Source organism: Georhizobium profundi, assembly GCF_003952725.1.
Lineage (GTDB): Bacteria > Pseudomonadota > Alphaproteobacteria > Rhizobiales > Rhizobiaceae > Georhizobium > Georhizobium profundi.
The window spans coordinates 1,352,515-1,378,513 of the sequence record NZ_CP032509.1 but is presented as its reverse complement, the minus strand read 5'-3'; the positions used below and the strand labels follow the sequence as shown (position 1 = coordinate 1,378,513).

Sequence of the window (25,999 nt, the reverse complement as noted above, 5' to 3'; positions counted from 1 at the left end):
TTGATAACGTTTAGTGCATTTTAATGCACGCTGTCCACCCATCATGGGCATAAAACTGCGCTATCGTGAAATCTTAATATCAATTTATGCATTATAATGCAGTTCTGGTGTTCGCCCAGGCATATCGCTCGCGAGACGGGTGTCTCCGAGAAGCGTCGGGAGATCGACGCCCATCACGTCCTCTCCCCGTGCCGCATAATCGGCGAGTTCGAGCAGCCCGGCCGCAATCCCCACCAGCCTGCCGCCCGCCCGATCGCGCTTCATCGCGAATTTCAGCCGGGCATTGGCAAGCTGGATCAGCCCTTGCAGCAGGTAACGTTCCGCGCCGTGGGGCGGCGCATGCATCCAGACTGGCTCCCAAACCTCATGCGCTTCCCAACCGAACCCTGCATTATAAAGCCTGAACCCCGCCAGATACGCGGCGTTCTCGCGCCACGCATTCGGGTCGGTCGGATCGGGCGCGAGAGCCGCCACGCGATGCACGTCATCGCTGCTATCCGGCCGCTTCGTCAGTCCCGGCAGGTAAGGTTCCGGTGGGAGCGGCCACTCATATGCGGCACGATAGGCCGCCTGCGCCCGCGCGGTTTCAGAGACCGGCTTCGACCGCATCGCTTTGCAGCGCCTCGAAGAGAGCGGGCGAGCCCTGGATGGCGGACCGCTGCATGTGGAAGCGCAGCCCGCGAAGGCCGCCGAGTTCCTCGCCGGCGCCGGCACGACCCGGACCGCCATGCACACATTGCGGCATGACGATCGAATGCCCCGTGTGGTTCTTCCCGACCGTCTCATCGACAACCAGCAGCCGGCCGTGCCACGGCGCAAGTCCAGCAACCATCTGCGCCTGGACTGCAACGTCATCGGAAAAGAGGCTGACGGCGAGCGAACCGCCACCGCGCGCCGCAAGGCGAACGGCGTCGTCAGCACGCTCATAGGCCATGACGGTCGCACACGGCCCGAACACTTCGGTCTCATGCACCAACCGCGCACCAACGGGATCGTCACATCGCAGAAGCGTCGGCTGCAAAAAGGCACCCTTTTGCGCGTCCGCGCCTTCCGCCTGCCCGATGCCGCCGCCACGAATGACGCGCGCTTCGGATTTCAGCGCCCCGATGCCGCGAAGCGCCGTATCGCGCTGCTTGAGATCGACGAGCGGCCCCATCCGGACCGTTTCGAGTGCAGGATTACCGACGACGATCTGATCGAGCTTGGCCGCGACGGCCTCCTCGAAGTCCGCCCGATGCTGCACCGGAACGAGAATGCGCCGGATGTTGGTGCAAAGCTGCCCCGCTTTCACGGTCAGCGCTTTCACCGCTTCCCGAACCGCGAGATCGAACACGGCCGTTCCCGGCGCGGCGTCTGGCCCGAGGATCGTCGCGTTGACGCTATCGGCCTCGATCGTGACCCGCGCACCGCTTTCCAACAGGCGCTCACCCGAGCGCAGCTTCAGCCCCGTATCGGCCGACCCCGTGAAGGCGAGACTGTCCATCGCACCGAGGTGATCGGCAAGACCGGCGCCGCTACCGCAAACGAGCGAAAGCGCGCCGGCGGGCAAAATGTCGGCGGCGATCACGTCGCGCACCATTTCGTGCGAAAGCCACGCCGTCGCTGAGGCAGGCTTGGCGACGCTGGCGACGCCAGAGAGCAACGCAGTCGATACCTTCTCCCACAGGCCCCAGGATGGGAAGTTGAAGGCGTTGATCTGCAGCGCGACGCCCGGTCGAGTGGTCCAGACGTGCCGCGCGAAGAAAACCGGCTCCTTGGCCAGCTGATCCTGGCCCGGTTCCATGAGCGCATGCGCGTCACCCAGCGTCTTGCCGTAGCGGGCATACACCTTGAGCGTCGCGATGCCGCCATCAATGTCGATCGCCGCATCACCCGCCGTGTTGCCCGAGTTCAGCCGAGCGATCTCGCCATATTTCTCGCGATTTGCCGTCAGCACATCCGCGATGCCGCGCAGGAGATTGCCGCGCTCGGCAAAGCTCATGGAGGACAATGCGGTCGTGCCCTTCTCGCGCGCAAAATTCAGTGCCTCCGCAATGTCGAAGCCCCCATCGACCACTTCACCGAGCGCTTCGCCGGTGGTCGGATTGATGAACGCCCGTGCGTGACCGTCGCCGGCGCGCCATTGGTCCCCGACATAGCTTTCCAGTTTCATGCGATTTCCACTTTACTGTGCTCGATCCGGTCGAGCCGTGCGACGAAGTCGGAGATGACGTCGAGCGTCCTGTCCTTCTGGTCGATGAAAGGCGCGTGCCGACAATCGTCGAAGATTTCGACGTCGACCGGCGAATAGATGCGGTTCTCAATTTCTTCGATCTGCGCCAGCGTCCCGTACTGGTCGTTTCGGCCCTGGATCGCGAGCACGGGAATGCGCCAATAGTCGATCACCTCGGCGATGTTCCATGCCTTGAACGCAGGATCGAGCCAGGCCTCGTTCCATCCATTGAACGCCACATCCACTTGGGCGTGATGCCGCGCGAGCTTCTCGCGAAGATCACCGGTTTCATAGGCAATTTTGGCCTCGGCAATAGCGGCCAAGCCTTCCGCTTCGGTGAAGAAGTGCGGTGCGATCAGAATGAGACCGCGAACCCGGTGGTCCTGAACGCTCCCGCCATAGATCGCCGCAATCGAGGCGCCGTCACTGTGCCCGAGAAGCACGCCTTCCTGGAAGCCGATAGCATCAAGCACCTCCGGCAACACATCGACCGCTTCTCGCGTCATGTAGTCGAGCGGACGCGGCAGCTCTGCGGCCTCGGACTTGCCATAGCCGGCGCGCGAATAGACGAAGACGCCGCAGCCTGTCCGCTCTGCAAGCTGCTCCGGAAAGTCGCGCCAGAGGCTGACCGAGCCGAGGCCCTCATGCAGCATGACGATCGTTGGCTTATCGCCGGGCGCAGGCCCGAAGCACCGCGCCTCCAGCCTCTTGCCGCCAGCCTGAATCGTAAGCTCGCTGCCCGTCTCCCAGCGCATGGTCATGCAACCTCCTGCTGGCGCAGCTTGAAGCGCTGGATCTTGCCTGTCGCGGTCTTCGGCAACTCGTCGACGATCTCGATCCAACGCGGGTATTTCCATTTCCCGACCTTCTCCTTCACATGCTCCTTCAACACGTCACGGAGATCGGCGGGCGCAGGCTTGTCTTTCACGACAACGAAGGCTTTGGGCTTGTCGAGCCCCGTTTCGTCCTTCTGCGCAATGACCGCGGCTTCGAGCACGGCAGGGTGCGTGATCAGCGCCTGCTCGATCTCGAACGGCGCGACCCAGATGCCGGAGACCTTGAACATGTCGTCGGTACGGCCGCAGTAAACGAGGCGCCCGTCGGCCCGCCGTTCGTATTTGTCGCCTGTCCGCGTCCAATGGCCTTCGAAGGTGCTGCGGGATTTCTCCCGCTGGTTCCAGTAACCGTCGGCAGCCGAGGGGCCCTTAACCAGAAGCTCGCCGACACCGCCGACCGGCACATCGGCGCCTGCTTCATCCACGAGACGCAGTTCGTAACCAGGCACGGCGAACCCGGACGTGCCGTAGGCGACCGAGCCAGGCGCGTTGGAGAGAAAGATGTGCAACATCTCGGTGGACCCGACACCATCGAGAATGTCGACGCCGGTAATCGCGTGCCAGCGCTTTCCGACTTCCTCGGGCAGCGCCTCGCCCGCGGAAACGCACTGGCGCAGGCGCTCGAAACCGGCAGGACGTGCATCCCGCATCGCCTGCACCATCGAGGCGTAGAGCGTCGGAACACCATAGAAGATCGTCGGCTGCACGCGCTCGGTGACGGCAAAGAGATCCGCAGGCACGGGCCGGCCCGGATAGAGGACCGCGGTCGCCCCGGCGCCCATCGGGAAAGTCATGCCGTTGCCGAGACCATAGGCGAAGAACAGTTTTGCCGCCGAGAAGACGACGTCGTCGGGCCGGATCCCAAGAACCTGGACGCCGTAGGTCTCGTAGGTCGCGCGCATGCTGGAATGAACGTGCCGAACCCCTTTCGGCGCGCCCGTCGAGCCTGAGGAATAGAGCCAGAAAGCCGTTTCGTCGCCGCAGACCTCAAGCGTGTCCGGCGACGACGCGCTGAGATCCAGTTCCGCTGCGAAATCGAGGTAACCTTCATTGCCATCACCGCCGATCACGAAGACGGCCTTCAGGAACGGCATGTCCTTGAGCACGGGCTCGACCACCGGCAGCAACGCCTTGGAGACGAACAGCGCTTTGGCGCGGCTGTCGCGCAGGATGAAGGCGTAAAGATCGGCAGAGAGCAGCGTGTTCAACGGGGCCGGCACGATGCCCGCCTTCAGGCTGCCCCAGAAAATCACCGGAAACTCGATCGTGTCGAGCACGATCATCGCGGCGCGGTCTTCCCGAGTGAGCCCGTGGCGCTCGAAAAGCGAAGCCATGCGCCCGGCCTGCTCGGCAAGTTGGCGATAGGTCAGGGACCTGCCCTGATCGACACCTTCGACGAAGGCGTTCTTGTCGGCTGCTTGCGTTTCCACGTGGCGATCCACGAAGAATTCCGCAGCGTTCGCGTTCTCCCTACGCAACGCCAGTCCTCCCATTTTTCCAAAGCACATCGGCACCGCTTTGGCGGCCGAAACGGCGATCTCCCGCGCCGCTTCCGATACCGGCACTATGGCCTAGCAAACCGCATGTTGCAAGATAATGCCTATTCTTTTGCCGGCCCACGACACGTCAAACAACCTGTCCAAGTCAATTTATACATATTTATCATATAGATGGACATGCAAGGCCGAAATCTGGATGCTTGTGCATTATATTGCTTGAATGCCGCTCGCTGCTTGATTAGAGTTTGGGTGGAGGAGACGGCCGCTTGCTTTCCGGTTCACGAACGGGAAAGCTCGGTCGAGGAGAAAACGGGAGGAGAACACCATGAATCTGACAGTAAAATCTGCATTGGCGGGCGCGTTTGCACTCAGCGCGACGACTGCAATGGCGCAGGAAGACGTTATCGATGTCGGCATGATATTGCCCTACGTCGGCGTCTACGCCTCGCTCGGCGAAGAGATCGATCAAGGGTTCGTGCTGGCGCTCGAAGAAGCGGGCATGACGGATCGCTTCAACATCATCCGCGAGGACACCGAAGCCTCGCCGCAGGTCGGCGTCGCGGCCACTCGCAAGCTCGTTCTGCAGGACGAAGTCGACGTCTTGACGGGCCTCGTTTCATCGGGCGTTCTGGCAGCCATCCGCGATTTCGTCGACCAGTCGCAGACGCCGCTGATCGTTTCCAACGCCGGTAACGACGAAGCAACCGGCGCCGATTGCAGCCCTTACATCACCCGCGTGTCCTTCTCGAATGCGCAGGTCAACCGCCCCATGGGCCAGTGGCTCTATGATCAGGGCGTGCGCACCGTCTACACACTCGCTCCCGATTACGCCGCCGGCCGCCAGCACATCGGCGCCTTCGTCACGGCCTTCGAGGCCGCCGGTGGCGAAGTGCTCGGCCAGGACTACACGCCCTTCGGCCAGACACAGGATTTCGGACCTTACCTGACGACGGCGCAGGCTGCCGATCCGGACGCGATCTTCGTCTTCTATGCCGGCGGCGAGGCGATCAACTTCGTCAAGCAGTATGATTCCTTCGGCATCAAGGACGAGACGCCGCTTTATGGCTCAGGCTTCCTGACGTCGCAGCTCTATCTCGACGCTGAAGGTCCGGCAGCACTGGGCGTCATCACGTCGCTGCATTACCTGCCGACGCTCGATACGCCGGAAAACAAGGCCTTTGTCGAAGCCTTCCAGGCCAAGGCGAACCGCCTGCCCTCCGAATACGCAGTTCAGGGTTACGACGCCGGCCGCGCGCTCGTGGAAGCCGTCAAGGCCGGCGCCACGGATCGCGAGTCCATCAAGGAAGCGCTGCGCGACGTGCAGTACACAGGTCCGCGCGGTCCGCTCGAAATCGATCCGGCCACCAACAACATCGTCCAGAACGTCTATATCTACGACATCGTCGAAGGCGAAGACGGCAAGCTGACGCAGGAACTGCTCGATACGGTCGAAGCCGTCCGCGACGAACCGAACGGCTGCGAACTTTAAGCCGCAAACGGTTGCCTGAGGCGTCGCTCGTCGCGACACCGATCGCATGAATGGCGGGAGCTCTCGTGTTCCCGCCACCCTTATCCCTACCGGACCGAAGCGGACGCCATGAATTTCTGGATCGTGCAGGCCCTGAACGGGCTCCAGCTGTCGATGCTGCTCTTTCTCCTGTCGATCGGGCTGACCGTCATCTTCGGGCTGATGCATTTCGTCAATCTCGCCCATGGCGCGCTCTATGCGCTTGGCGCCTATGTCGGCGTGTCGGCCTTCGCGCTGACAGGCATGTATTGGGGCGCGTTTCTGCTGGCTCCGATCGCCGTCGCGCTGGCCGGCGTCGTGCTCTATCTCGGTCTCATCCGCCGCATGCGAAAAGCCGGGCCGATGAACCAGGTGCTCGTCACCTTCGGCCTCATCTTCGTGCTTCTCGACATCACGCGCATCATCTGGGGCGACCTCGCGCTGTCGATCCCCGAGCCGCAGCTGTTCACGGGCCGCTCAGAAGTCTTGGGCGTTGCCTACCCGACCTACCGTCTCTTCATCATCGGCCTCGGCCTCACCGTCATGGCGGGCCTCTGGCTGCTGCTCTCGCGCACCCAGATCGGCGCGATGATCCGCGCCGGCGTCGACAACGACCAGATGGCCGCCTGCCTCGGCATTAATGTGGAGCGCCTGTTTTTCATCGTCTTCTGCATCGGCTGCGCGCTGGCTGGACTTGCAGGAGCGGTCGCGGCGCCGGTGCTTTCAGTGACACCGAGCATGGGCACTCAGCTTCTGATCCCGGTTCTGATCGTCGTGGTCATCGGCGGCCTTGGCAGCCTCAAGGGCGCCATCGCGGGCTCGTTGCTCGTCGGCTTCATCCAGACCTTCGGCGCCGTGCTCGCGCCGCAACTGGCATCAGTCGCAATCTACGCCCTGCTGGCGGCGGTGCTGATCTTCCGGCCGGCCGGCCTGTTTCCGGCGAAGGCGTAAGGGGCGGCATCATGTTTCACCAGACGACCACCAAAACCGTCACCATCCTCCTACTCTTCATCGGCATGGCGATCTACACCGTCTTTGCAGGCTTTTACGGCCGCGAACTGGTGATTGAGGCGGCCTATCTCGTCATCCTGGCCATCAGCCTCGACATGGTGGCCGGCTATGGCGGCATGGTTTCGCTCTGCCACGGCGCCATCTTCGGCATCGGTGCTTATGTCTTCGCCGTTCTGACCGGCATGATGGGCGTTTCGCCCTTCATCGCTCTGGTTGCCGCCATAGCGGCAAGCGGGTTGTTCGGGCTCTTCGTCGGTGCCGTCACGTCGCGCACCAGCGGCATCTTCTTCATCATGACGACGCTCGCCTTCGGCCAGATGGTCTATGTCTACACCTTCGAGAATCGCGCGCTCGGCGGCGATGACGGCATGTCGGGCGTCGCCCGCCTCGATCTGTCGATGATCGGCATCGATACGAACGATTCCTTGCAATTCGCGCTTCTCGCCATCGTTTTCGCGGCGCTGTCCTACGCTGTCGCCGCCTTCATCATGCGCTCCGGCTTCGGCCGCACGCTCGTCGGCATCCGCTCCAACGAGGTGCGCATGCGCGCGCTTGGTCTGCCGGTACTGCGCTACAAGGCGTTCGCCTTCGGCATTTCAGGGGCGCTGGCAGGCCTCGCTGGAACGATCGCCGCGCAGCAAACCATGTTCGTTTCGCCTGAAATGATGAGCTGGATGATGTCCGGCGAAGCGCTCGTCATCGTCATCCTGGGCGGGCTTGGCACCCTGGTCGGCGCTGCCGTTGGCGCCGTGCTCTTCGTCTTCCTCCAGCACGAAGTCAGCGAGGTCACCCGCTACTGGCACATGGTCGTCGGCCTCGTCCTCATTCTCGTCGTCGTGCTCGGCAACCGCGGAGCCTACGGCCAGATCGAACACCTGCTGGAACGCCGCAAGAAGGTAGCCCCCAAGGCTTCTGCGCTCGAAGTCGCCGCCGAGAAGGATGCCAGCCATGCTTGAAGCACGCGGCCTCAAGAAATCCTTCGGCCAGATCAACGTCACCAATGACGTGACGATCCTGGTTGAGAAGGGCGAACGCCGGGTCATCCTCGGCCCCAACGGCGCGGGCAAGACCACGCTCTTCAACATCCTCGTCGGCGAATTGAAGCCATCCGCCGGCACGATCCACCTCGATGGCCGCGATGTGACGGGCGACACGGTGGAAGCGCGGGCAAAACGCGGACTTGCCCGCTCCTACCAGAAGAACAACCTGTTCACCGAGCTGACGCTCAAGGAGAACTTGGCGCTGGCGGTCGCAACAGCATCCGGGGCATCGGGTTGGTTTCTGCGCGATACGCTGAACGACACCGATATTTTGGCCAAGGTTCGCGATGTAGCGGCTAAGGTCGGGCTGTCTGAACTTCTGGACCATCCGGTCGATGCGGTTTCCTATGGCGCACGGCGGCAGCTCGAAGTCGGTCTTGCGCTGGCGACCGATCCGAGCGTCATTCTGATGGACGAGCCGACATCCGGCGTCGGCCCAGAGATGATCCACGGCTTTCACCGCCTGCTGAAGACGCTGCCCCGCGACCTGACGGTGGTGATCATCGAGCACGATATGGATCTCGCGCTCGATGTCGCGGACCGCGTCAGCGTGCTCAATTACGGCGAACTCGTCTTCGAAGGCACGCCGGACGAGACGCGCGGCAGCAGCCTCGTCAACGAAATCTATCTGGGCGGGCGCGCGGATGCTTGAGATCGACGACCTCCACACCGGCTACGGCGAAACGCAGGTCATCTACGGCCTCAATCTCCGTGCCACCGCAGGGCGCGTGCTTGCCATTCTCGGACGCAACGGCGCCGGCAAGACGACGACCATGAAGGCCATCATGGGCCTCCTGCCGGCAACGCGCGGCGCGATCCGGATCGAGGGCAAGGATATAGCCGGCGAGCGGACATTCGACATTGCCCGTCGCGGCATCGCCTATGTGCCCGAGACGCGCGACATCTTTCCATCCCTCACGGTCAAGGAAAACCTGCAGCTCGCCACGCGCCTGGCGCCGGCCAGTGCCGAATGGACCATGGAGCGGGTGCTCGATTTCTTCCCGAACCTCTCTCGTCGCCTGTCGAACGGGGGGAACGAACTCTCGGGCGGCGAACAGCAGATGCTGTCGATTGCGCGCGCGCTGCTCATGAACCCGCGACTGCTTCTGCTCGACGAACCGACGGAGGGCCTAGCGCCCATCATCGTGCGCCAGATCCACGAGAAGCTCTCGGAACTAAAAGCCGCCGGCATGACCATGGTGCTGGTGGAACAGAATTTCGGATTTGCGACGGAGCTTGCTGACGACGTCCATGTGATTGGCCGCGGCGAGACCGTCTGGAAAGGTTCGTCCGCAGACATCATTGCCGACAAGGCCGTCCAGAAGAAGTGGCTCGGCGTTTGAAGCTCTAGCCGATCCGCTTGCCCCAAAACCGCATGGGTTTGGCCGTTTCCGCATCATCGCCAATGTCACGCCAGCTGAACGCCGTCTCGAGACCCGTGAGCGGCGCATAGCCCCGTCTGCACCAGAAATCGTCGAGCGGGACGTAATCGGCCGGTCGGTTCGGATGATCCTCTGGTCGGATCACCCCGCAGAACACCGTCCAGTCGAACCGGCCGAGGCCCGTCGCATGGGCCTCGCGTTCCTCGAAGAAGCGTACGCCGATCCCCTGCCCGCGATAGTCCGGCAAGAGCACGGATTCGCCGTAATAGAAGATGCGATCGACGTCCCATCCGGCATCGAGGAAGGGCGCCCGCACCTCATTCGTCTCGTCGGCCATGGGCATGCCGGTCGCCGCACCGACCACCCGCTCGCCATCGAATGCGAGAACGAAAACGCTATCCGCTGACCTGGCATAGGTGGCGAGATAGCGCTCTTCATAGGCATCGGAGCCTTCATAGAGATAGGGAAAGGCACGAAAGACGGTCGTTCTCAATCGCGCAAGATCCGCCACATGCGGGCCGATCGCCGATCCCCTGAGGAGCTCCAATCTCATCCCGGCCTCATCACATGCAAATTTTCTATTGCATTTTTTTGCAATCGATATTACTTAATCGCTACCAAGCCGACACCGGCTCCTATGACACTATCGAAAAGATGACGACATGAAAAAGATCACCGACAAGCTATGGATTTCCGGCCAGCCCAGCGAGGCCGACTTCGATCGCGCCCGGCAGGCAGGCGTCACCCGCGTGATCAACAATCGCGTCTCGGGCGAGGCAGATGACCAGCCGGCGTTGGAAGCCGCGCGCAAAGCGGCAACATCGCGCAATATGGACTTCGTCTACATTCCCATGACGCCGGGCGTCGTGACGGAAGACCGCGTCCGCCAGTTCCAGAAGGCACTTGAGGGCGCTGACGGGCCGGTTCTCGCCCATTGCAGGCTCGGCGGCCGTTCGCTCGGACTCTGGGCAGCAGGCGAAGTGTTGGATGGCCGCATGACGCTCGACGACCTTGATGCACTTGCCGCCGAACACGGCGCCGACCTCGGCAGCGTCAAGGCGTGGCTCACCAAGCGTGCAGCAAAGAAACAACGCCCGGATGTGGCCGGCTTCTTCGACAAGCGCACTTCGTCCATCCAGTATGTGGTTTCCGATCCGGCGACGAAGGATTGCGCCATCATCGATCCGGTCCTGGATTTCGATGAAAAATCCGGTGCGACGGGCACGCAGAACGCCGACAAGATCCTGGCCTATGTGGAAAGGCACGGGCTCAAGGTTCAGTGGATCCTCGACACGCATCCCCACGCCGATCATTTCTCCGCCGCCCGCTACCTGAAGGAAAAGACCGGCGCGCCGACGGCGATCGGTGAGAAGGTCGTCGAGGTCCAGAAGCTCTGGAAAGACATCTACAACTGGCCGGACTTCCCGGCCGACGGGTCGCAGTGGGATAAGGTCTTCGCCGAGGGCGAGACCTTCAAGCTGGGCGGGATCGACGGGAATATCCTGTTCTCACCCGGCCACACGCTTGCCTCGATCACCTACGTGATCGGCGATGCCGCCTTCGTGCATGATACGCTTTTCATGCCGGACAGCGGCACGGCGCGCGCGGATTTTCCCGGCGGCAGCGCTTCTCGGCTCTGGAACTCGATCCAGGCAATCCTGGCGCTTCCCGACGACACGCGCATCTTCACCGGCCACGATTATCAGCCGGACGGCCGCGAGCCGCTCTGGGAGTCGACCGTCGCTGAGCAGAAGGCGAAGAACACGCACATCTCGAAAGCGAAGTCCGAGGCCGAGTTCGTCGCAATCCGCGAGGCGCGCGACAAGACCCTGCCGATGCCGAAACTCATCCTGCATTCCCTGCAGGTGAACATGAATGGCGGTCGCCTGCCCGAGCCGGAGAGCAATGGCCGGCGCTATCTCAAACTGCCGCTCGATGCTCTCGGCGGCGCACCATGGGACACCGACGGATGAGCGAACTCACCACCGCAGCCGTCGAGGACATGCTGAAGAATGTCGGCGAAGCATCCGACTTTCTGAAAAAGCTTTCCAACCCCAACCGGCTGATGATCGTCTGCGCTCTCGTTGAAGGCGAACGTTCCGTGCGCGAACTGGAGGACGGACTCGGCATTCGCCAGCCCGGCCTCTCCCAGCAAATCGCCGAACTGCGCGAAGCCGGCCTCATCGCCGGCCGCAAGGAGTCGAAATCCGTTTTCTACAGCCTCGCAGATGCGCGCGTCGCGGAGTTCGTGGCGATGATGCACCGCATGTTCTGCGAAAAGCCCTGACACTTCCCCCTGGCCCGGGGCCTGGCCCTAGCCCCGATCGGATCTTGAACCATGACCGAATTCACCCCCCTCGCCTCGCTTGCCGGCGGCGCGCTCATCGGCCTGTCCGCTGTGCTGCTGATGGCCTTTGAAGGACGTATCGCAGGCATCAGCGGCATCGCCGGCCGCCTGCTTCCGCCCTATGAGGACGCTGGCTTTAGAAGCCGCCTCGCCTTTGTGATCGGCTTGATCGCCGCACCGCTCGCCTATGGGTTCGCAACCGGCGCACCCGTCACGCAAACCGTGTCCTCCAATGTCGCCCTGATGGTGGCGGCGGGCCTGCTGGTCGGCTTCGGCTCGGTCTACGGCAATGGCTGCACCTCCGGCCACGGCGTCTGTGGCCTTTCGCGCCTTTCGGCCCGGTCCCTCGTTGCGACAATCGTCTTCATGGCCACCGCCTTCGTCACGGTGTTCGCGACGCGCCACGTCCTTTGAGGAACAGCACCATGTCCATTCTCATCAATCTCGTCATCGGTCTGCTCTTCGGCGTCGGCCTCGTCATCTCCGGCATGTCCGACCCGGCGAAAGTTCTTAATTTTCTTGATGTCTTCGGCACCTGGGATCCGTCGCTCGCCTTCGTCATGGGCGGCGCCGTCATCGTCGCCTTCATCGGCTACCGCTTTGTGCTGAAGCGCGACAAGCCGCTTCTGGCCGATCGCTTCCATTTGCCGACCCGCACCGACATCGACAGCCGCATCCTCATCGGGCCGGCGATCTTCGGCATCGGCTGGGGCCTTGGCGGCTTCTGCCCAGGTCCTGCACTGACCGCGCTCAGTCTTGGTGCGATTGGCACGTTGGCGTTTGTCCCGGCCATGCTGATCGGCATGTGGGGCGCGCGCATGATCGGCGCCCTGCCGCAACCGCGCAGGGCCTGAACGGCTGATTTTCGAACGAAAGGCACCTGGTCCATGGCCGCGCTCCACCACTATTTTCCGATCCTGACCTGGGGCCGCAGCTATAGCCGCGTGACCTTTGCGGACGATCTGCTGGCGGCGGTCATCGTGACGATCATGCTGATTCCGCAGTCTTTGGCTTACGCCATGCTCGCGGGCCTGCCACCGGAGGTCGGGCTTTATGCATCGATCCTTCCGCTCGCCGCCTACGCCGTCTTCGGCACAAGCCGCACGCTTGCCGTCGGCCCGGTGGCCGTCGTCTCACTCATGACGGCGTCGGCCGTGGGCGAAGTGGCGGCTGCAGGCACGGCAGACTATCTCACGGCCGCGATCGTCCTTGCGCTACTCTCCGGCGCGATCCTGCTCGTCATGGGAATCCTGCGCCTCGGCTTTCTCGCCAATTTCCTGAGCCATCCGGTGATCTCCGGCTTCATCACCGCATCGGGCTTGCTGATTGCCATCGGCCAGTTCGGGACGATCCTCGGCGTTCCCGTGCGCGGGGACACGCTGCCGGAAATCGGCACTGCGCTGTTTGCCAACGCCCAGGCGATCAATGTCCCGACGCTTGTTCTGGGCGTGCTTACGCTCGGTTTCCTTTACGCCATCCGCCTGCGCCTCAAAGCCATGCTGATGCGCCTCGGTCTCGGCTCGCGCCCGGCCGACATGATCGCGAAGGCAGGTCCGGTTTTCGCTATTCTGGTCACCGTCGTTGCCGTGAAGCTTCTCGATCTCGGTGCACGTGGCATCGCCCTCGTCGGCGAAATCCCGCAAGGTCTGCCGGTCCCCGGCTGGCCCGTAATCGATCTCGGCGTCGTGCAGGCACTCTTCGTTCCGGCGCTGCTGATCAGTCTGATCGGCTTCGTCGAATCCATTTCGGTTGCACAGACGCTCGCCTCCAAGCGCCGCCAGCGCATCGTTCCGGACCAGGAACTGATCGGGCTTGGCGCCGCCAACATCGCCTCGGGCCTCTCGGCCGGCTACCCTGTGACAGGCGGCTTTGCCCGGTCCGTCGTCAACTTCGATGCAGGCGCGCAGACGCCCGCTGCCGGTCTTTTCACCGCGCTCGGCATCGCGTTGGCGACGCTGTTCCTCACACCGTTTCTCGCAGATCTGCCCCGCGCCACGCTGGCGGCCACGATCATCGTCGCCGTGCTCTCACTCGTGGATTTCGGTGCGCTGTGGCGGCTTTGGGCCTATTCGAGAACCGATTTCGCCGCCATGGCTGCCACGATCATTGGCACGCTGCTGCTCGGCGTCGAGCCTGGCGTGGTGCTCGGCGTCGTCCTTTCGCTCGTCCTGCATTTGCACCGTACGAGCCGCCCACACATCGCAATCGTCGGCAATGTCGAGGGCACCGAGCATTTCCGCAACGTCGACCGCCATCAGGTGCAGACAGTGCCCCATGTGCTTACGGTGCGGGTGGATGAGAGCCTCTATTTCGCCAACAGCCGTTTCCTCGAAGACCGCATCGCCGAACTTGTCGCCGAACGGCCAGCGCTGCGCCACGTCATCCTCATGTGCTCGGCCGTAAACGCCATCGATTCAAGCGCGCTGGAAAGCCTCGAAGAGATCAATCAGCGACTGAAGGATTCCGGTATTCGCCTGCATCTGAGCGAGGTGAAGGGGCCAGTGATGGACCGGTTGCGGACCACGCAATTTCTCGCACATCTGACGGGCGGCGTTCATCTCTCGCAATTCGCCGCGATGCGTGCGACCGATTGAGAAAAGGCGTCGTCATCGCGCGCGGAGAGACGCTATAGACAGGACAAGCGGCACGATTCCACCAGGCAACCGCCGCCCTGGATATGCATGTTCGATTTCAGCAGCTACCATGTCCTGCTTCTCGTAATCGGCGCGAGCGTCGTCAACTCCTATTGGTTCCCCCGCTTCATCCCCGGCTGGGAGCCGGCCGCCTCCGCCCTGCTGATCGCATCGGGGCTCGTTGCCTACACCTTCTTTCCTGGCATGCCAGACATCCTGCACCCGATCGAGGATGGGTATCTGTGGGAGATTGCCAGCGAATTTGCCGTTATCGTGGCGCTTTTCGGCGCTGGCATTCGGATCGATACGCGCTTCAACCGGCAGTTGCTGACGCCGACCATGCGCCTGCTGCTCATCGCCATGCCTTTGACGATTGCGGCTGTTGCCTTGACCGGCTGGGCCTTCGCCGGCCTGTCGATCGCCGGTGCGATCCTGCTCGGAGCCGCGCTGTCGCCGACCGATCCGGTCCTGGCCGGCGACCTCCAGGTCGGCCCGCCGCAGCGGGGAAACGAGCATCCGGTGCGCCTTGCGCTGACGACCGAGGCCGGGCTCAATGACGGGCTCGCCTTCCCCTTCGTGTATCTGGCCATCATCGTTGCGGCGCAGGGTTTCGTACCCGCTGAGTGGGGGCTCGAATGGCTGTTGCGCGATGTCGTCTACCGCATCGCCATGGGCATCGCCGGCGGCTTCGTCACCGGTTACATCCTCTCACGCATCGTCTTTTCCATCCCGAGCCATAACCCGATCGCCAAGTCCGGCGCTGGCGTCATCGCCTTTGCCGCCGTTATCCTGTGCTACGGCACGACCGAACTGGTGGAGGGCTATGGCTTCGTCGCCGTCTTCGTCGCGGGTCTGACGATCCGGCGCTACGAGCCGGAGAACGTCTATCATCGCAAGCTCCACGACTTCATCGAGCCTTTGGAATACGCGCTGACCGCCGTCATGCTGTTCATGCTGGGTGGCGTGTTCCTCGATCTCCTGCCGCTGATCGACTGGCGCCTTGCAACGCTGGCCGCTCTCCTGATCTTCGTGATCCGCCCGGTCATTGCATGGCTGTCGCTCGTGGGCACCTCGCTCGGCGGCCAGGCGCGAAACGACGTTGCCTTTTTCGGCGTGCGCGGTGTCGGTTCGATCTATTACATGGCCTTTGCCGGTGGGCACGCAGCCTTCGCCGACATGGAAAAATTGTGGGCGGCGACGGCACTTGTCATCGTCCTGTCATCGATCGTGCATGGTTTCACGGCCGGCATCGTCGTCAAGCGCTACACAGACACGACCGCCTGACCGATGAGACGGATACCCTATGCACCGCACTGACACATGGGCGATCGCCGCCATCGCCGTTGCCCAAACACTGATCTGGTGCGGCACGTTCTATGCGTTTCCAGCGCTTTTCGTGCATTTCGAAGCCGACTTCGGCTGGTCGAAGCCGGCGCTGACCGGCGCGCTTACCCTCGCCATCGTCGCCTCGGCGCTGGTGTCGCCCCTGGTCGGCCGGCTGATCGACAGAGGCATCGGCCCCCTCGTGCTCACCGGCAGCATTCTGCTTGGCGGCTTGACGATGCTCACGCTGTCGCAGGTGCAAACGCTCTGGCAGTTCTACCTGGCCTGGGCGGTGATCGGCATTGCAATGGGCGGCGGCCTTTATGAACCGACCTTCGCGTTCATGACCCGGGCGATCGGGCCGACGGCAACACGCGCAATCACGCTGGTTACGCTTGTTGCGGGCTTCGCTGGCACGCTGTCGTTTCCGCTCGGCCACTATGTGTCGGAGGCCGCGTCGTGGCGGGTGGCTGCCATGACCTATGCCGGATTGATCATCCTCATCGCCGCACCGCTCATGTGGCTCGGCGCGCGCCATTTCGAAACCGGCTTCCGCCGCACGACGACCTCCAGCGCACCTGAAGGGCTCCATCATGGGAGCGCGCATCTTCGCAGCGCAACCTTCTGGCTGCTGGCTGCCGGCTTCACGCTGATCGCCATCAATCACGGGGTAATCCTGAACCATATTCTGCCGCTTTTGCGCGAACGCGGCTTCGATGCGTCGAGCGCAGTATTTGCGGCATCCATGATCGGGCCGATGCAGGTCGTCGGTCGGATCGCAATGATGTTGACCGCCCATCGAACATCCAACAGGGCGATCGTGCTCGCCTGCTTCAGCGGCATCACGCTCGCGACGCTGGCCCTGATCGCCGCCGCAGCGGTTCCCCCGTTCGTGGCGGGGTTCGTGCTGCTGCAGGGCGCCTGCTTCGGCGTCATGAGCATCGCAAAGCCTGCCATCACGCGCGAATCCATGGGCGCGACCAATTTCGGCGCGGTCGCCGGCGCGCTCGCGGCGCCCTACCTGCTCGGCATTGCGGTTGCGCCGTTTTTCGGATCGCTGGTCTGGGAATTCGGTGGCTACGACACCGTGCTGATCATCATCCTGCTTGCCGCCATTGCCGGTGGCGTCTGCGTCTATCTCGCGACGCGCCGTATGGCGCCCCGCCGCACTTGAGCCACGTTCCTGCTTAACCCATTGAGTTTTGCTGTTGCAGCGCGGTAAGTTTGTTCGATGCCCTCATTTCTCCGTTCGCGCCTGGAAAGCCATCTCGCCTTCATCTACCCGGAGCGCGACAGCGCTGCTCTGACCGATGCGATGATTGCGGCCTTCTGGCCCGAAAGCGGGAAGGCCAAGCCGCGCAGCAAAGGCCGTCTGACCAACCAGCCGCCCTGGAGCGAGCGCGACACCGTTCTGATCGCCTATGGCAATTCGCTGATCGACGAGAAGACCGCCCCCGTCGCGCTGCTGCATGATTTTCTCGATACGCATCTCGATGGCAGCGTGAACAGCGTCCACGTGTTGCCGTTCTTCCCCTACACATCCGACGATGGTTTTGCCGTCGTGGACTATTACAGCGTCAACCCCGATGTCGGCGACTGGAAGCACCTCCAGAGGCTTGGCCGGCGCTACCGGTTGATGGCCGATCTGGTGCTGAACCACGTTTCCTCTGCATCGCTCTGGTTCAAGCAGTATCTGCGCGGCGAGGAGCCCGGTAGCGGCTTCTTCGTCGAAGTCGACCCCGCGACCGATCTTTCCGCCGTCGTGCGTCCACGTCCGCATCCGCTTCTGCGGAAGGTGGAAACGGCGCATGGCGAGCGACACGTCTGGTGTACCTTCTCCGAAGACCAGGTCGATCTGAATTTCGCCAATCCGGAGATGTTGATCGAGTTTCTGCGCATCATGCGCTTTCACATCGATCGCGGCGTCCGCACGATCCGGCTCGACGCCGTCGCCTTCGTCTGGAAGGAGATCGGCACCAACTGCATCCACCTGCCCCAGACGCACGAGATCGTCCGGCTGATGCGCACGCTCGCCGACTACGCCGAGGTGCCGCTGCTTCTGATTACGGAAACCAACGTTCCGAACATGGAGAACCTCTCCTATTTCGGGAACCGCAACGAGGCCCATGCGGTCTATAATTTCTCTTTTCCGCCCCTTGTCGTTCACGCGCTTCTCTCGGGCGACGCGACAGCGCTCAACCGCTGGCAGATGACGATGCCGCCGGCGCCTGCCGGCTGCTTCTATTTCAATTTCGTCGCATCCCATGACGGCATTGGTCTGCGGCCAGCCGAGGGCCTTCTGCCCAACGAGGAGATCGCCATGATGATCGCCGCCGTGGAAGCATTCGGCGGCGCGGTGTCTCTGCGCGCCATGCCGGACGGCACCTACCGGCCTTACGAGATGAACATTGCGCTATTCGACGCCTTCCAGGGCAAGATCGACGGCACGCCGGACGAATGGCGCCGCGAGCGCTTCCTGTGCTCGCAGACGATCATGATGGCGCTCGAAGGCATGCCCGCCTTCTATATCCACAGCCTGCTCGCCACCCCCAACGACCACGATCGGCGCGCGCGCACAGGCCACAACCGGTCGCTCAACCGCCACCAATGGGACTACGATGCTTTGAAAGAGCGCCTTGCGGACGCCGAAAGCGAGCAGGCCATCGTCCTTGGCGAACTGAAGCGCCAGATCGACATCCGCACCGCCCAGAAGGCGTTTCATCCCAATGCGACGCAGTTCACGCTGCAACTGGGCGAAGGCCTCTTCGGCGTCTGGCGCCAGAGCATCGACCGGGAACAGTCGATCTTCGCCATCCACAACGTGACGGATCGTGCAATCACGCTGCCTCTCGTTAGCCTGAACCTGATCAAGGGCGAGACCTGGACGGATCTTTTGAGCGGCAACGAGATCGATGCCGAAATCGGCACCGCCATCGAGCTTCACCCCTATCAGTGCGTCTGGCTCGCCAACCGAACCGCTTAACGCTTAACTGCCGCGGTTGTCGGCCTCCACCGCATCGCGCAGATCATCGAGAATGCCTGGCGCGGCTGAATTGACCCGCCGCCAATTGGGGATCACCGGCGTCTCCATCGGATTTTCGAGGAACATCTCGCCGGCCTTCATGATGTTGCCGGCAAAGAGCTCCACAGCCTGCTCTTCCCGGTGGCGATCGAGCCGGAGGCCGTTCATCACCGCGTCGGCGTGATAACTCTCGATCATGTCGAGCGCCGCCCGGTAATAGGTGGCCTTGACCGAGCGGAACGTGCCGGAGGTGAAGGTAACGCCTTCCGTCGCGAGCTTGCGGAACACGGCCTTGGTGATGTCGATCGACATACGCGAAAGGCCTTTTTCCGCATCGTCCTGCGACAGGTCCTGGTGCTTGTGGTCGTAGACGTCCGCGATATCAACCTGGCAGATGGAGCGCTGGCTGGCATTGCGGCGCATCTCCGACAGCACCCCGATTTCCAAGCCCCAATCGGTCGGAATACGGATATCCGGAATGGTCGCCATGCGCATCGCGAACTCGCCGGAGAGCGGATAGCGGAAGGCAGCCAGATAATCGATGTATTGCTGGGGTCCGATGGTCTTTTCCAAAGCATCGAGCAGCGGTCCGACCAGCAGGCGCGACACGCGCCCGTTGAGCTTGCCGTCGGCGATGCGGGAATAGAAGCCCTTGGCAAAGACATAGCCGAAGCGCGGATTGGCAACGGGATAGACCAGGCGCGCGAGCAGCTCGCGGTGGTAGGTGACGATGTCGCAATCGTGCAGCGCCACAACATCCGATCGCCCGGATGCCAGCGCGTAGCCCATGCAGTACCAGACGTTGCGCCCCTTGCCCAATTCGGTTGGCGCGACGCCATAGTCCATCAGCTTGTCGTGGATCGCCGTCAACCGCGGCCCGTCGTTCCATAAAATGCGATGGTGCTGTGGCAGGCGACCGAAGAACTCCTTGGCTTTGTGGAACTCCGTTTCGCTCGCCCGATCGAGGCCGATGATGATTTCCTTCAGATACGGCACCTTCGTCAGGTGATCGAGGATCAGCGGCAGCGCCTCGCCTTCGAGTTCCGAATAGAGCGAAGGCAGGATCAACGAGATCGGCCTGTTTTCGCTGAAGGCGACGAGTTCGCGCTCCATCTCCTCGACCGGCCGGCGCGTGAGATTGTGCAGGGTCGCAATCGCGCCTGTCTGGTGAAAATCGGTCATTGTGCTGTCCCCTTCTCGATCGCTCCGACGCGCCGAATGAACGAGAGCACCGCCTCGTTCCATCCGGCCGGACCTTCTTTTTCGGTACGGCTGATCCGACCTGCATGCTCGCCTGCCAACGGCGCAAGCGGCGGGTGCGCCCTGTTTGCGACGACCACGCCGTAGTCGGCTGCCTCGAGCATTGCGATGTCGTTGGCCGCATCGCCGAGCGCGAGCGTCGGCCTGCCTGCTCGCCCTGTTTCAGCTTCGTGCCAGGCGACGATCTCCGTCATGCGATCGGCCTTGCTCGCGCCGGCCGAGATCGTGAGAAAACGTCCTCCCTGCACCGCGGACAAGCCTTCCGCCTTGAGTGCATCCAGAAAAGCGGCGCGCTCTTCAGCGCTGCCGGAAAACAGCCCCGGCTCGGAAAAGAGCCGGCGACGGGCAAGGCTGGCTCCCTCGAGCGACAGGCCCGTGCGCCCTGCCACCTCGGCATCGTCCATGTCGCCGAAGCTGCGATAGAGTGCGCGAAGCGGCTTCGGCACCCTGTCCAACGCCGCGCGGACCTGTCGGTATGCATCTTCCTGTCCGTCGGCATGGCCAGGCCAGGCGATGCCAGCGCCATTTTCGACGATCGCGGGCAGGTGAATGCCGGTCGCTTCCCTCAGCGGCTCGATCTCGGCAGCCGTCTTGCTGGTTGCGAAAATGAGCGGGATGCCGTTAGCCTTGACGACATCGAGCGCAGGCCGGGCTGCGTCGAAGGAGTAGGTCGCGTGATCGAGCAGCGTCCCGTCGAGATCGGAAAAGATGATCATGATCTTGAGCTACCAGATTTTGTGCTCTGCACAAATGACAAGCCTCTGAAATTCCATGCATGAACTTCTGACCCCAGGCGAAATGGGCGAAGCGGACCGCCTGGCGATCGAGATGGGCACGCCCGGCATCGATCTCATGCGCGTGGCAGGGCAAGCTGTCGCCGAGGCAGCGCTGAAGTTTCCGTCGGCGCAACGCGGTGTACTCGTGCTGGCCGGCATCGGCAACAATGGTGGCGACGGCTTCGTGGCGGCGGAAGTGCTGCGGTTGCGGGGACTGCCCGTGCGCGTCGTTCTCATCGGCAGGCGTGAGCGGCTGCGCGGCGATGCGGCACTGGCTTTTGCCGATTGGCAGGGTGAGACATCCTCGGCATTGCCAGCTGACCTGTTCCGCTTCGGGATCGTCATCGATGCGCTCTTCGGCGCCGGTCTCGATCGCACCGTCGAGGGCGAAGCTGCCGCGACGATCGACGCCGTCAACCGATCCGGTATCCCCGTGCTGGCTGTGGACCTGCCGAGCGGCATCGATGGTCGAAGCGGCACGGTGCGGGGGACGGCGATCAAAGCGACGCGCACCGTCACTTTCTTCCGCAAAAAGCCGGGCCACGTTCTCTTCCCGGGCCGTACCCATTGCGGCGAAATCCGCATTGCGCAGATCGGCATCGACGACGCGGTGCTTCAAACGCTCGGCATCCGGCGCTTCGAAAATGTCCGTGAACTCTGGGCTTCCGCCTACCCGGTTCCCTCGGCGGAAGGGCACAAATACGGACGAGGCCACGCCATCGTCATGTCCGGCGGCCCCACCCGCACGGGTGCCGCGCGCCTTGCGGCAACCGCCTGCCTGCGCGCGGGCGCCGGATTGGTGACCGTGGCTTCGCCGGGCAGCGCTCTTCTGGTGAACGCCGCACATCTCACGGCCATCATGCTCGCCCGCTGCGATGATGCCGACGATCTGAAAACCTTGCTCGAAGACGAGCGCCTGAATGCTGTCGTTATCGGTCCGGGCCTCGGCATCGACGATGCAAGCCGTAATCTGGTGCTGGCGGCATTAGAGAGCAGCGCCGCACTGGTGCTGGATGCCGACGCCTTGACGGTCTTCAAGAATGATCCGCAGGCGCTTTTCACGCGCATCCATGAGCGTCGCGCGCCAGTCGTCATGACACCCCATTCCGGCGAGTTCGCACGGCTGTTTCCAGATCTGGGGAAAAACGAAAGCCTTTCGAAAATCGACGTCGCCGAGCGGGCCGCCGTCGCCAGCGGCGCGACGGTTCTGCTGAAGGGCGGCGACACGGTCATCGCCGAGCCCGAAGGTCGCGCAGCGGTGAACACGAACGCACCGCCCTGGCTCGCCACGGCTGGTTCCGGCGATACGCTCGCCGGCATCATCGGCGGGCTGCTCGCACAGCGCATGCCACCCTTCGAAGCCACGAGCGCTGCAGCGTGGCTTCACGGACGTGCAGGGCAAATCGCGGGACCTGGACTGACGGCGGACGATCTGGACAAGGCCCTGCATCAGGCGGTAGGCGCTTTGATCGAGGATCTCGGCACAACGGCCGGGATCGGGAGGACCACATGACGAAACCGGAATACCCGATCACCGATTGGGACGACGCCTATACGAACGGTGCCTATATCGACGGCGCAGAAGCCTATCCAGATCGCTGGGCGGCAGAGGCAGCTCAATTCCGCGCCGAGCTTCAACAGGACGGTCGCGCTGAGATCGATATGTCTTATGGCCCCGAGCCGCGCAACAAGTTGGATCTCTTCCTGCCGGTCGGATCGCCAAAGGGCCTCGTCGTCTTCGTCCACGGCGGCTACTGGAAAGCTTTCGACAAATCCTTCTGGTCGCATCTGGCACGTGGCGCGGTCGATGGAGGCTTCGCCGTGGCAATGCCGTCCTACACGCTGGCACCCGAGGCGCGGCTGACGCGGATCGGCCGCGAGGTCGCGGCAGCGATCGTCAAGGCGAGCGATAGGGTCGCTGGCCCGATCCGGCTTGCTGGTCACTCGGCCGGCGGTCATCTCGTCTCACGCATGGTTTCGGAGCATTCCCCGCTTGCCGTACCCGTCCGGGAGCGTGTGAACAACGTGGTGTCAATCTCGGGCGTGCACGATCTTCGCCCGCTGATGCTGACCGAGATGAACGCGATCCTCGCGATCGATGAGGAAGAGGCATATCGGGAAAGCCCGGCGCTCCTGCGCCCGCTTGCCGGCACGCGCCTTCTCGCCTGGGTGGGTGGCAAGGAGCGGCCTGAATTTCTGCGCCAGAGCCGCATCCTGCCCGAACTCTGGGACGGTTTCGGCGTCGAGACCAAGTTTCACGTCGATGAAACGACGCACCATTTCGATGTCATCGATGGCCTTGCTCGGCGCGACAGCCCATTGACACAGGCACTTCTCACTTCTTTCTGACGGACTTTCGGGGCATTTCACCATGACGTCGCGACACATCGCCTTCCTGGGCACAGGCCTCATGGGCGCGCCCATGGCCGAAAACCTGCTCAAGGCCGGCCACCGCCTGACGGTCTGGAACCGAAGCAGGGAGAAAGCCGAGCCGCTCGGCAAGCTCGGCGCCGAGATCGCCGCCAGCGCCGCCGACGCGGTGAGAGAAGCCGACATGGTCATCGCCATCGTCAGCAATGGCGAGGCCGTTGCCGATCTTCTGTTCGGCCAAGGCGTGGCAGCGTCCATGAAGAGCGGCGCGATTTTCATCGACATGAGCTCGATCACCCCGGCCGAAGCCCGTGACCATGCCGAAAGGCTCGAGGCGCTCGGACTACGCCACCTCGATGCCCCGGTCAGCGGCGGCACGAAGGGCGCCGAAGCCGCAACGCTCGCTATCATGGCCGGCGGCGGCGAAGCGACCTTCGATGAAGCCGCCCCCGTTCTTAAGGCACTGGGACGGCCGGTGCGCGTAGGTGCATCCGGCACGGGCCAATTGGCCAAGCTCGCCAACCAGGCGATCGTCGGCATCACGATCGGTGCGGTCGCCGAGGCGACCCTGCTCGTTCAGTCCGGCGGCGGCAACGCGGAAGCGTTCCGTGATGCGCTGAAGGGAGGCTTTGCCGATTCCGCGATCCTCCAGCTCCATGGCTGGCGCATGGACAGCCGCGACTTCACGCCGGGTGCCAAATCCTCGATCCAGCTGAAGGATATGAACAACATCGTGAAGGAAGCGGATGCGCTCGCGATCGAGTTGCCGCTCGCCGAGAGCATTCGCGAACGCTACGAGACGCTTGTCCACACGATGAACGAACCGGATCTCGATCACGCGGCGCTCTATCTCGAGCTGATCGGCCGCACCAAACGCTGAATACTATTCGATCCGCTCGTTGTCGCGGTCGGATGTCGCGCTCTCACCGAGCGTGTCGGCGCCATAGACCTTGCCGGCCCGCCGCGGCGTCGTCAGCGGCGTAGGCTTCGGCATGTTGCCGCGCATGAGATCGCTGCCGGAATAGATATCGCCGACGATCTGCAGCTCGAACCGCGCCTCGTCTCGCCGGCGCACATCCGCGCTGATCGCCTGCGCATCCTCGACTGACACGCCAAGCTCGATCATCGCGGCCTCACCGAAGCGCATCGCGGATTCGAAGGTCTCGCGGATCTGGTAATCGACGCCCTTGGCGATGAGATCGAGCGCGTGGCCGCGATCGAAGGCACGCACGAAGAGCTTGGCCAATGGAAACTCGTGCTTGACCAGTTCCACGATCCGGTCGGCGGCAGCACGATCGTCGACGCAGACGAGGATCGCTTCCGCCTCGCGAGCGCCCGATGCATGCAGCGTATCGAGGCGCGTCCCGTCGCCATAGTAGACCTTGAAGCCGAAATCGGCTGCGGCCCGGATCATCTCCACGTCGTTTTCGATGATCGAGACATCGAAGCCGCGCGCGAGCAGGCCTTGGCTGGCCACCTGCGCGAACCGGCCGAAGCCGATCATCAACACGTTCCCTTCAAGCCCATCGGCCTTGTCGATACCGTCGAGATCGGTCGGCGCGCGCGGCATCAGGCGTTGAAGCGCTATCCCGATCAACGGCGTCAGCGCCATGGAAAGGATGATCACGGCGGAGAATATCGCGTTGGTGCGCGCGTCGAAAATGCCGCCGGCAAGCGCCGCCGCATAAAGGACGAAGGCGAACTCGCCGCCTTGGGCAAAGAGTGCCACGCGGGTGATCGCCGCCCGGTTGGCCGTGCCGAAGATCCGCGCGATGACATAGATGCCGATCGCCTTCGTGACCATGAAAGCCGCAACGGCAAGCAGGATCATCTGCCATTCCGCCCCAATGACGGAGAGATCAAGCGACATGCCCACGGCGAGGAAGAAGAGGCCGAGCAGGATGCCGCGGAATGGTTCGACATCGGCTTCCAGCTGATGCCGGAAAGTCGATTCCGACAGAAGCACACCGGCAAGAAACGCGCCCATCGCCATCGACAGGCCGCCGACATCCATGAGCAACGCCGACCCGAGCACGACCAGAAGGGCGGCGGCCGTCATCACCTCGCGCGCCCGCGCCGCCGCCAGAATGCTGAAGAACGGATTGAGCAGGAAGCGCCCGGCGAGAATGAGCGCCGCAACCGCGCCGATCGCGATCGCGATGTCGACCAAGCGCTCAGTCAACGTCGCGCTTTCTCCCGGTGCCAGGAAGGTGACGATCGCAAGAAGCGGCACGATCATCAGGTCTTCGAGTAGCAGGATCGATACCGCCTGCTGCCCTTCCGTCGTGGATGTCTCGCCCCGCTCGTCGAGCATCTGCATGACGACGGCCGTCGACGACAAGACGAAACCGGAGGCCGCAACGAAGGCGATGACCGGCGACAGGTCGAGCAGATAGACCCCGATCAACGTCAACAGGAAAGCGCAGAAGAACACCTGCGATAGACCAAGGCCGAAGATTTCACGCCTGAGATTCCAGAGCCGCGAAGGCTGCATTTCCAGCCCGATGACGAAGAGGAACATCACGACGCCGAGTTCGGCGATGTGCAGGATCGCTTCAGGATCGGAGAAGAATCCGAGACCGAACGGCCCGATGATGAGGCCCGCCGTGAAATAGCCGAGCACCGAGCCAAGGCCGAGGCGCTTGAAGATCGGCACGGCCAGCACGCCAGCCGAGAGCAAAACGACCACCTGCGCCAGATCGGATCCGGATCCCTCGACTGCCATGCTGCGCTCTCTCGTCGGCGTTCAGATCATGAACCTCTAAACGACCGCCCGGATTT

24 protein-coding genes are annotated in these 25,999 nt (G+C 63.0%); 16 read left to right on the top strand and 8 right to left on the bottom strand.

The window, feature by feature from the left end; genetic code table 11:
* Positions 1–84 precede the first annotated feature (84 nt).
* Genes D5400_RS06410 through D5400_RS06395 form a run of 4 tightly spaced genes read right to left on the bottom strand, consistent with a single transcriptional unit; the run spans position 85 to position 4,541 of the window.
* Positions 85–609: a DUF309 domain-containing protein gene (locus tag D5400_RS06410; protein ID WP_126008758.1), complete on the bottom strand. Its 525-nt coding sequence runs from the start codon at positions 607–609 to the stop codon at positions 85–87.
* Entirely contained in the window at positions 587–2,152 is a 1,566-nt protein-coding gene (locus D5400_RS06405; protein WP_126008756.1) for a 3,4-dehydroadipyl-CoA semialdehyde dehydrogenase, read from the bottom strand. The genes D5400_RS06410 and D5400_RS06405 overlap by 23 nt, the downstream gene beginning before the upstream one ends.
* The gene (locus D5400_RS06400; protein WP_126012850.1) at positions 2,149–2,967 is read right to left on the bottom strand and encodes an alpha/beta fold hydrolase; all 819 of its coding nucleotides are present in this window, start codon (positions 2,965–2,967) and stop codon (positions 2,149–2,151) included. The genes D5400_RS06405 and D5400_RS06400 overlap by 4 nt, the downstream gene beginning before the upstream one ends.
* Before the next feature lie 2 nt (positions 2,968–2,969).
* A complete protein-coding gene (locus tag D5400_RS06395; protein ID WP_126008754.1) occupies positions 2,970–4,541 on the bottom strand; it encodes a benzoate-CoA ligase family protein in 1,572 nt (523 codons plus the stop codon).
* A 331-nt stretch (positions 4,542–4,872) separates the two neighbouring features.
* On the opposite strand from D5400_RS06395, the gene D5400_RS06390 reads away from it, so the two are divergent.
* From D5400_RS06390 to D5400_RS06370, 5 genes are all read left to right on the top strand, one after another.
* Complete coding sequence (locus D5400_RS06390) at positions 4,873–6,036, top strand: ABC transporter substrate-binding protein (RefSeq protein WP_126008752.1); 1,164 nt, start codon at positions 4,873–4,875, stop codon at positions 6,034–6,036.
* 108 nt (positions 6,037–6,144) lie between these two features.
* Positions 6,145–7,005: a branched-chain amino acid ABC transporter permease gene (locus D5400_RS06385; RefSeq protein ID WP_126008750.1), complete on the top strand. Its 861-nt coding sequence runs from the start codon at positions 6,145–6,147 to the stop codon at positions 7,003–7,005.
* Positions 7,006–7,016: 11 nt separating this feature from the next.
* The gene (locus D5400_RS06380) at positions 7,017–8,021 is read left to right on the top strand and encodes a branched-chain amino acid ABC transporter permease (RefSeq protein WP_126008748.1); all 1,005 of its coding nucleotides are present in this window, start codon (positions 7,017–7,019) and stop codon (positions 8,019–8,021) included.
* Positions 8,014–8,757 carry an ABC transporter ATP-binding protein gene (locus D5400_RS06375; protein ID WP_126008746.1) on the top strand — a complete coding sequence of 248 codons (744 nt, stop codon included), beginning with the start codon at positions 8,014–8,016 and terminating at the stop codon, positions 8,755–8,757. Before D5400_RS06380 ends, D5400_RS06375 begins: the two co-directional genes overlap by 8 nt.
* Positions 8,750–9,448, top strand: coding sequence for an ABC transporter ATP-binding protein (locus D5400_RS06370; RefSeq protein ID WP_126008744.1), 699 nt, complete (start codon positions 8,750–8,752; stop codon positions 9,446–9,448). The genes D5400_RS06375 and D5400_RS06370 overlap by 8 nt, the downstream gene beginning before the upstream one ends.
* A gap of 4 nt (positions 9,449–9,452) precedes the next feature.
* On the opposite strand, the gene D5400_RS06365 is transcribed toward D5400_RS06370, so the two are convergent.
* Positions 9,453–10,040, bottom strand: coding sequence for a GNAT family N-acetyltransferase (locus D5400_RS06365; protein ID WP_126008742.1), 588 nt, complete (start codon positions 10,038–10,040; stop codon positions 9,453–9,455).
* 109 nt (positions 10,041–10,149) lie between these two features.
* Between D5400_RS06365 and blh the strand changes: the two genes are divergently transcribed.
* The 8 genes from blh (at position 10,150) to D5400_RS06325 (ending at position 18,773) form a co-directional block, all read left to right on the top strand.
* Positions 10,150–11,460 (top strand): bifunctional sulfur transferase/dioxygenase Blh, encoded by a 1,311-nt coding sequence (gene blh, locus D5400_RS06360; protein WP_126008740.1) that lies wholly within the window; start codon positions 10,150–10,152, stop codon positions 11,458–11,460.
* Positions 11,457–11,774, top strand: a complete 318-nt coding sequence (locus D5400_RS06355; RefSeq protein ID WP_126008738.1) for an ArsR/SmtB family transcription factor — start codon at positions 11,457–11,459, stop codon at positions 11,772–11,774. Before blh ends, D5400_RS06355 begins: the two co-directional genes overlap by 4 nt.
* A 51-nt stretch (positions 11,775–11,825) precedes the next feature.
* Positions 11,826–12,248 (top strand): YeeE/YedE family protein, encoded by a 423-nt coding sequence (locus tag D5400_RS06350; protein ID WP_126008736.1) that lies wholly within the window; start codon positions 11,826–11,828, stop codon positions 12,246–12,248.
* An 11-nt stretch (positions 12,249–12,259) separates the two neighbouring features.
* On the top strand, positions 12,260–12,688 hold the full coding sequence (locus tag D5400_RS06345; protein ID WP_126008734.1) for a YeeE/YedE family protein: 429 nt from the start codon (positions 12,260–12,262) through the stop codon (positions 12,686–12,688).
* Positions 12,689–12,721: 33 nt separating this feature from the next.
* The gene (locus tag D5400_RS06340) at positions 12,722–14,428 is read left to right on the top strand and encodes a SulP family inorganic anion transporter (RefSeq protein WP_126008732.1); all 1,707 of its coding nucleotides are present in this window, start codon (positions 12,722–12,724) and stop codon (positions 14,426–14,428) included.
* Positions 14,429–14,515: 87 nt separating this feature from the next.
* Positions 14,516–15,751 (top strand): cation:proton antiporter, encoded by a 1,236-nt coding sequence (locus D5400_RS06335; RefSeq protein WP_126008730.1) that lies wholly within the window; start codon positions 14,516–14,518, stop codon positions 15,749–15,751.
* A 19-nt stretch (positions 15,752–15,770) separates the two neighbouring features.
* The gene (locus tag D5400_RS06330) at positions 15,771–16,964 is read left to right on the top strand and encodes an MFS transporter (RefSeq protein ID WP_126008728.1); all 1,194 of its coding nucleotides are present in this window, start codon (positions 15,771–15,773) and stop codon (positions 16,962–16,964) included.
* Between the two features lie 57 nt (positions 16,965–17,021).
* On the top strand, positions 17,022–18,773 hold the full coding sequence (locus tag D5400_RS06325; RefSeq protein WP_126008726.1) for a sugar phosphorylase: 1,752 nt from the start codon (positions 17,022–17,024) through the stop codon (positions 18,771–18,773).
* A 3-nt stretch (positions 18,774–18,776) separates the two neighbouring features.
* On the opposite strand, the gene D5400_RS06320 is transcribed toward D5400_RS06325, so the two are convergent.
* Both D5400_RS06320 and D5400_RS06315 read right to left on the bottom strand, forming a co-directional pair.
* Positions 18,777–19,994: a glycosyltransferase family protein gene (locus D5400_RS06320; RefSeq protein ID WP_126008724.1), complete on the bottom strand. Its 1,218-nt coding sequence runs from the start codon at positions 19,992–19,994 to the stop codon at positions 18,777–18,779.
* Positions 19,991–20,788 carry an HAD-IIB family hydrolase gene (locus tag D5400_RS06315; protein ID WP_126008722.1) on the bottom strand — a complete coding sequence of 266 codons (798 nt, stop codon included), beginning with the start codon at positions 20,786–20,788 and terminating at the stop codon, positions 19,991–19,993. Before D5400_RS06315 ends, D5400_RS06320 begins: the two co-directional genes overlap by 4 nt.
* A gap of 55 nt (positions 20,789–20,843) precedes the next feature.
* On the opposite strand from D5400_RS06315, the gene D5400_RS06310 reads away from it, so the two are divergent.
* The 3 genes from D5400_RS06310 to D5400_RS06300 are packed head-to-tail and all read left to right on the top strand — an operon-like array spanning position 20,844 to position 24,098.
* A complete protein-coding gene (locus D5400_RS06310) occupies positions 20,844–22,361 on the top strand; it encodes an NAD(P)H-hydrate dehydratase (protein WP_245451451.1) in 1,518 nt (505 codons plus the stop codon).
* Positions 22,358–23,197, top strand: a complete 840-nt coding sequence (locus D5400_RS06305) for an alpha/beta hydrolase (protein ID WP_126008721.1) — start codon at positions 22,358–22,360, stop codon at positions 23,195–23,197. Before D5400_RS06310 ends, D5400_RS06305 begins: the two co-directional genes overlap by 4 nt.
* A gap of 22 nt (positions 23,198–23,219) precedes the next feature.
* Positions 23,220–24,098: an NAD(P)-dependent oxidoreductase gene (locus D5400_RS06300; protein WP_126008719.1), complete on the top strand. Its 879-nt coding sequence runs from the start codon at positions 23,220–23,222 to the stop codon at positions 24,096–24,098.
* 3 nt (positions 24,099–24,101) lie between these two features.
* Here D5400_RS06300 and D5400_RS06295 read toward each other — a convergent pair whose 3' ends face one another.
* Positions 24,102–25,943: a monovalent cation:proton antiporter-2 (CPA2) family protein gene (locus D5400_RS06295; protein ID WP_126008717.1), complete on the bottom strand. Its 1,842-nt coding sequence runs from the start codon at positions 25,941–25,943 to the stop codon at positions 24,102–24,104.
* Positions 25,944–25,999: the final 56 nt, after the last annotated feature.

Bases quoted from the DNA above. Each gene is read 5' to 3' on its own strand.
- D5400_RS06410 (WP_126008758.1), bottom strand. From the start codon at position 609: ATGCGGTCGAAGCCGGTCTCTGAAACCGCGCGGGCGCAGGCGGCCTAT.
- D5400_RS06405 (WP_126008756.1), bottom strand. From the start codon at position 2,152: ATGAAACTGGAAAGCTATGTCGGGGACCAATGGCGCGCCGGCGACGGT.
- D5400_RS06400 (WP_126012850.1), bottom strand. From the start codon at position 2,967: ATGCGCTGGGAGACGGGCAGCGAGCTTACGATTCAGGCTGGCGGCAAG.
- D5400_RS06395 (WP_126008754.1), bottom strand. From the start codon at position 4,541: ATGGGAGGACTGGCGTTGCGTAGGGAGAACGCGAACGCTGCGGAATTC.
- D5400_RS06390 (WP_126008752.1), top strand. From the start codon at position 4,873: ATGAATCTGACAGTAAAATCTGCATTGGCGGGCGCGTTTGCACTCAGC.
- D5400_RS06385 (WP_126008750.1), top strand. From the start codon at position 6,145: ATGAATTTCTGGATCGTGCAGGCCCTGAACGGGCTCCAGCTGTCGATG.
- D5400_RS06380 (WP_126008748.1), top strand. From the start codon at position 7,017: ATGTTTCACCAGACGACCACCAAAACCGTCACCATCCTCCTACTCTTC.
- D5400_RS06375 (WP_126008746.1), top strand. From the start codon at position 8,014: ATGCTTGAAGCACGCGGCCTCAAGAAATCCTTCGGCCAGATCAACGTC.
- D5400_RS06370 (WP_126008744.1), top strand. From the start codon at position 8,750: ATGCTTGAGATCGACGACCTCCACACCGGCTACGGCGAAACGCAGGTC.
- D5400_RS06365 (WP_126008742.1), bottom strand. From the start codon at position 10,040: ATGAGATTGGAGCTCCTCAGGGGATCGGCGATCGGCCCGCATGTGGCG.
- blh (WP_126008740.1), top strand. From the start codon at position 10,150: ATGAAAAAGATCACCGACAAGCTATGGATTTCCGGCCAGCCCAGCGAG.
- D5400_RS06355 (WP_126008738.1), top strand. From the start codon at position 11,457: ATGAGCGAACTCACCACCGCAGCCGTCGAGGACATGCTGAAGAATGTC.
- D5400_RS06350 (WP_126008736.1), top strand. From the start codon at position 11,826: ATGACCGAATTCACCCCCCTCGCCTCGCTTGCCGGCGGCGCGCTCATC.
- D5400_RS06345 (WP_126008734.1), top strand. From the start codon at position 12,260: ATGTCCATTCTCATCAATCTCGTCATCGGTCTGCTCTTCGGCGTCGGC.
- D5400_RS06340 (WP_126008732.1), top strand. From the start codon at position 12,722: ATGGCCGCGCTCCACCACTATTTTCCGATCCTGACCTGGGGCCGCAGC.
- D5400_RS06335 (WP_126008730.1), top strand. From the start codon at position 14,516: ATGTTCGATTTCAGCAGCTACCATGTCCTGCTTCTCGTAATCGGCGCG.
- D5400_RS06330 (WP_126008728.1), top strand. From the start codon at position 15,771: ATGCACCGCACTGACACATGGGCGATCGCCGCCATCGCCGTTGCCCAA.
- D5400_RS06325 (WP_126008726.1), top strand. From the start codon at position 17,022: ATGCCCTCATTTCTCCGTTCGCGCCTGGAAAGCCATCTCGCCTTCATC.
- D5400_RS06320 (WP_126008724.1), bottom strand. From the start codon at position 19,994: ATGACCGATTTTCACCAGACAGGCGCGATTGCGACCCTGCACAATCTC.
- D5400_RS06315 (WP_126008722.1), bottom strand. From the start codon at position 20,788: ATGATCATCTTTTCCGATCTCGACGGGACGCTGCTCGATCACGCGACC.
- D5400_RS06310 (WP_245451451.1), top strand. From the start codon at position 20,844: ATGCATGAACTTCTGACCCCAGGCGAAATGGGCGAAGCGGACCGCCTG.
- D5400_RS06305 (WP_126008721.1), top strand. From the start codon at position 22,358: ATGACGAAACCGGAATACCCGATCACCGATTGGGACGACGCCTATACG.
- D5400_RS06300 (WP_126008719.1), top strand. From the start codon at position 23,220: ATGACGTCGCGACACATCGCCTTCCTGGGCACAGGCCTCATGGGCGCG.
- D5400_RS06295 (WP_126008717.1), bottom strand. From the start codon at position 25,943: ATGGCAGTCGAGGGATCCGGATCCGATCTGGCGCAGGTGGTCGTTTTG.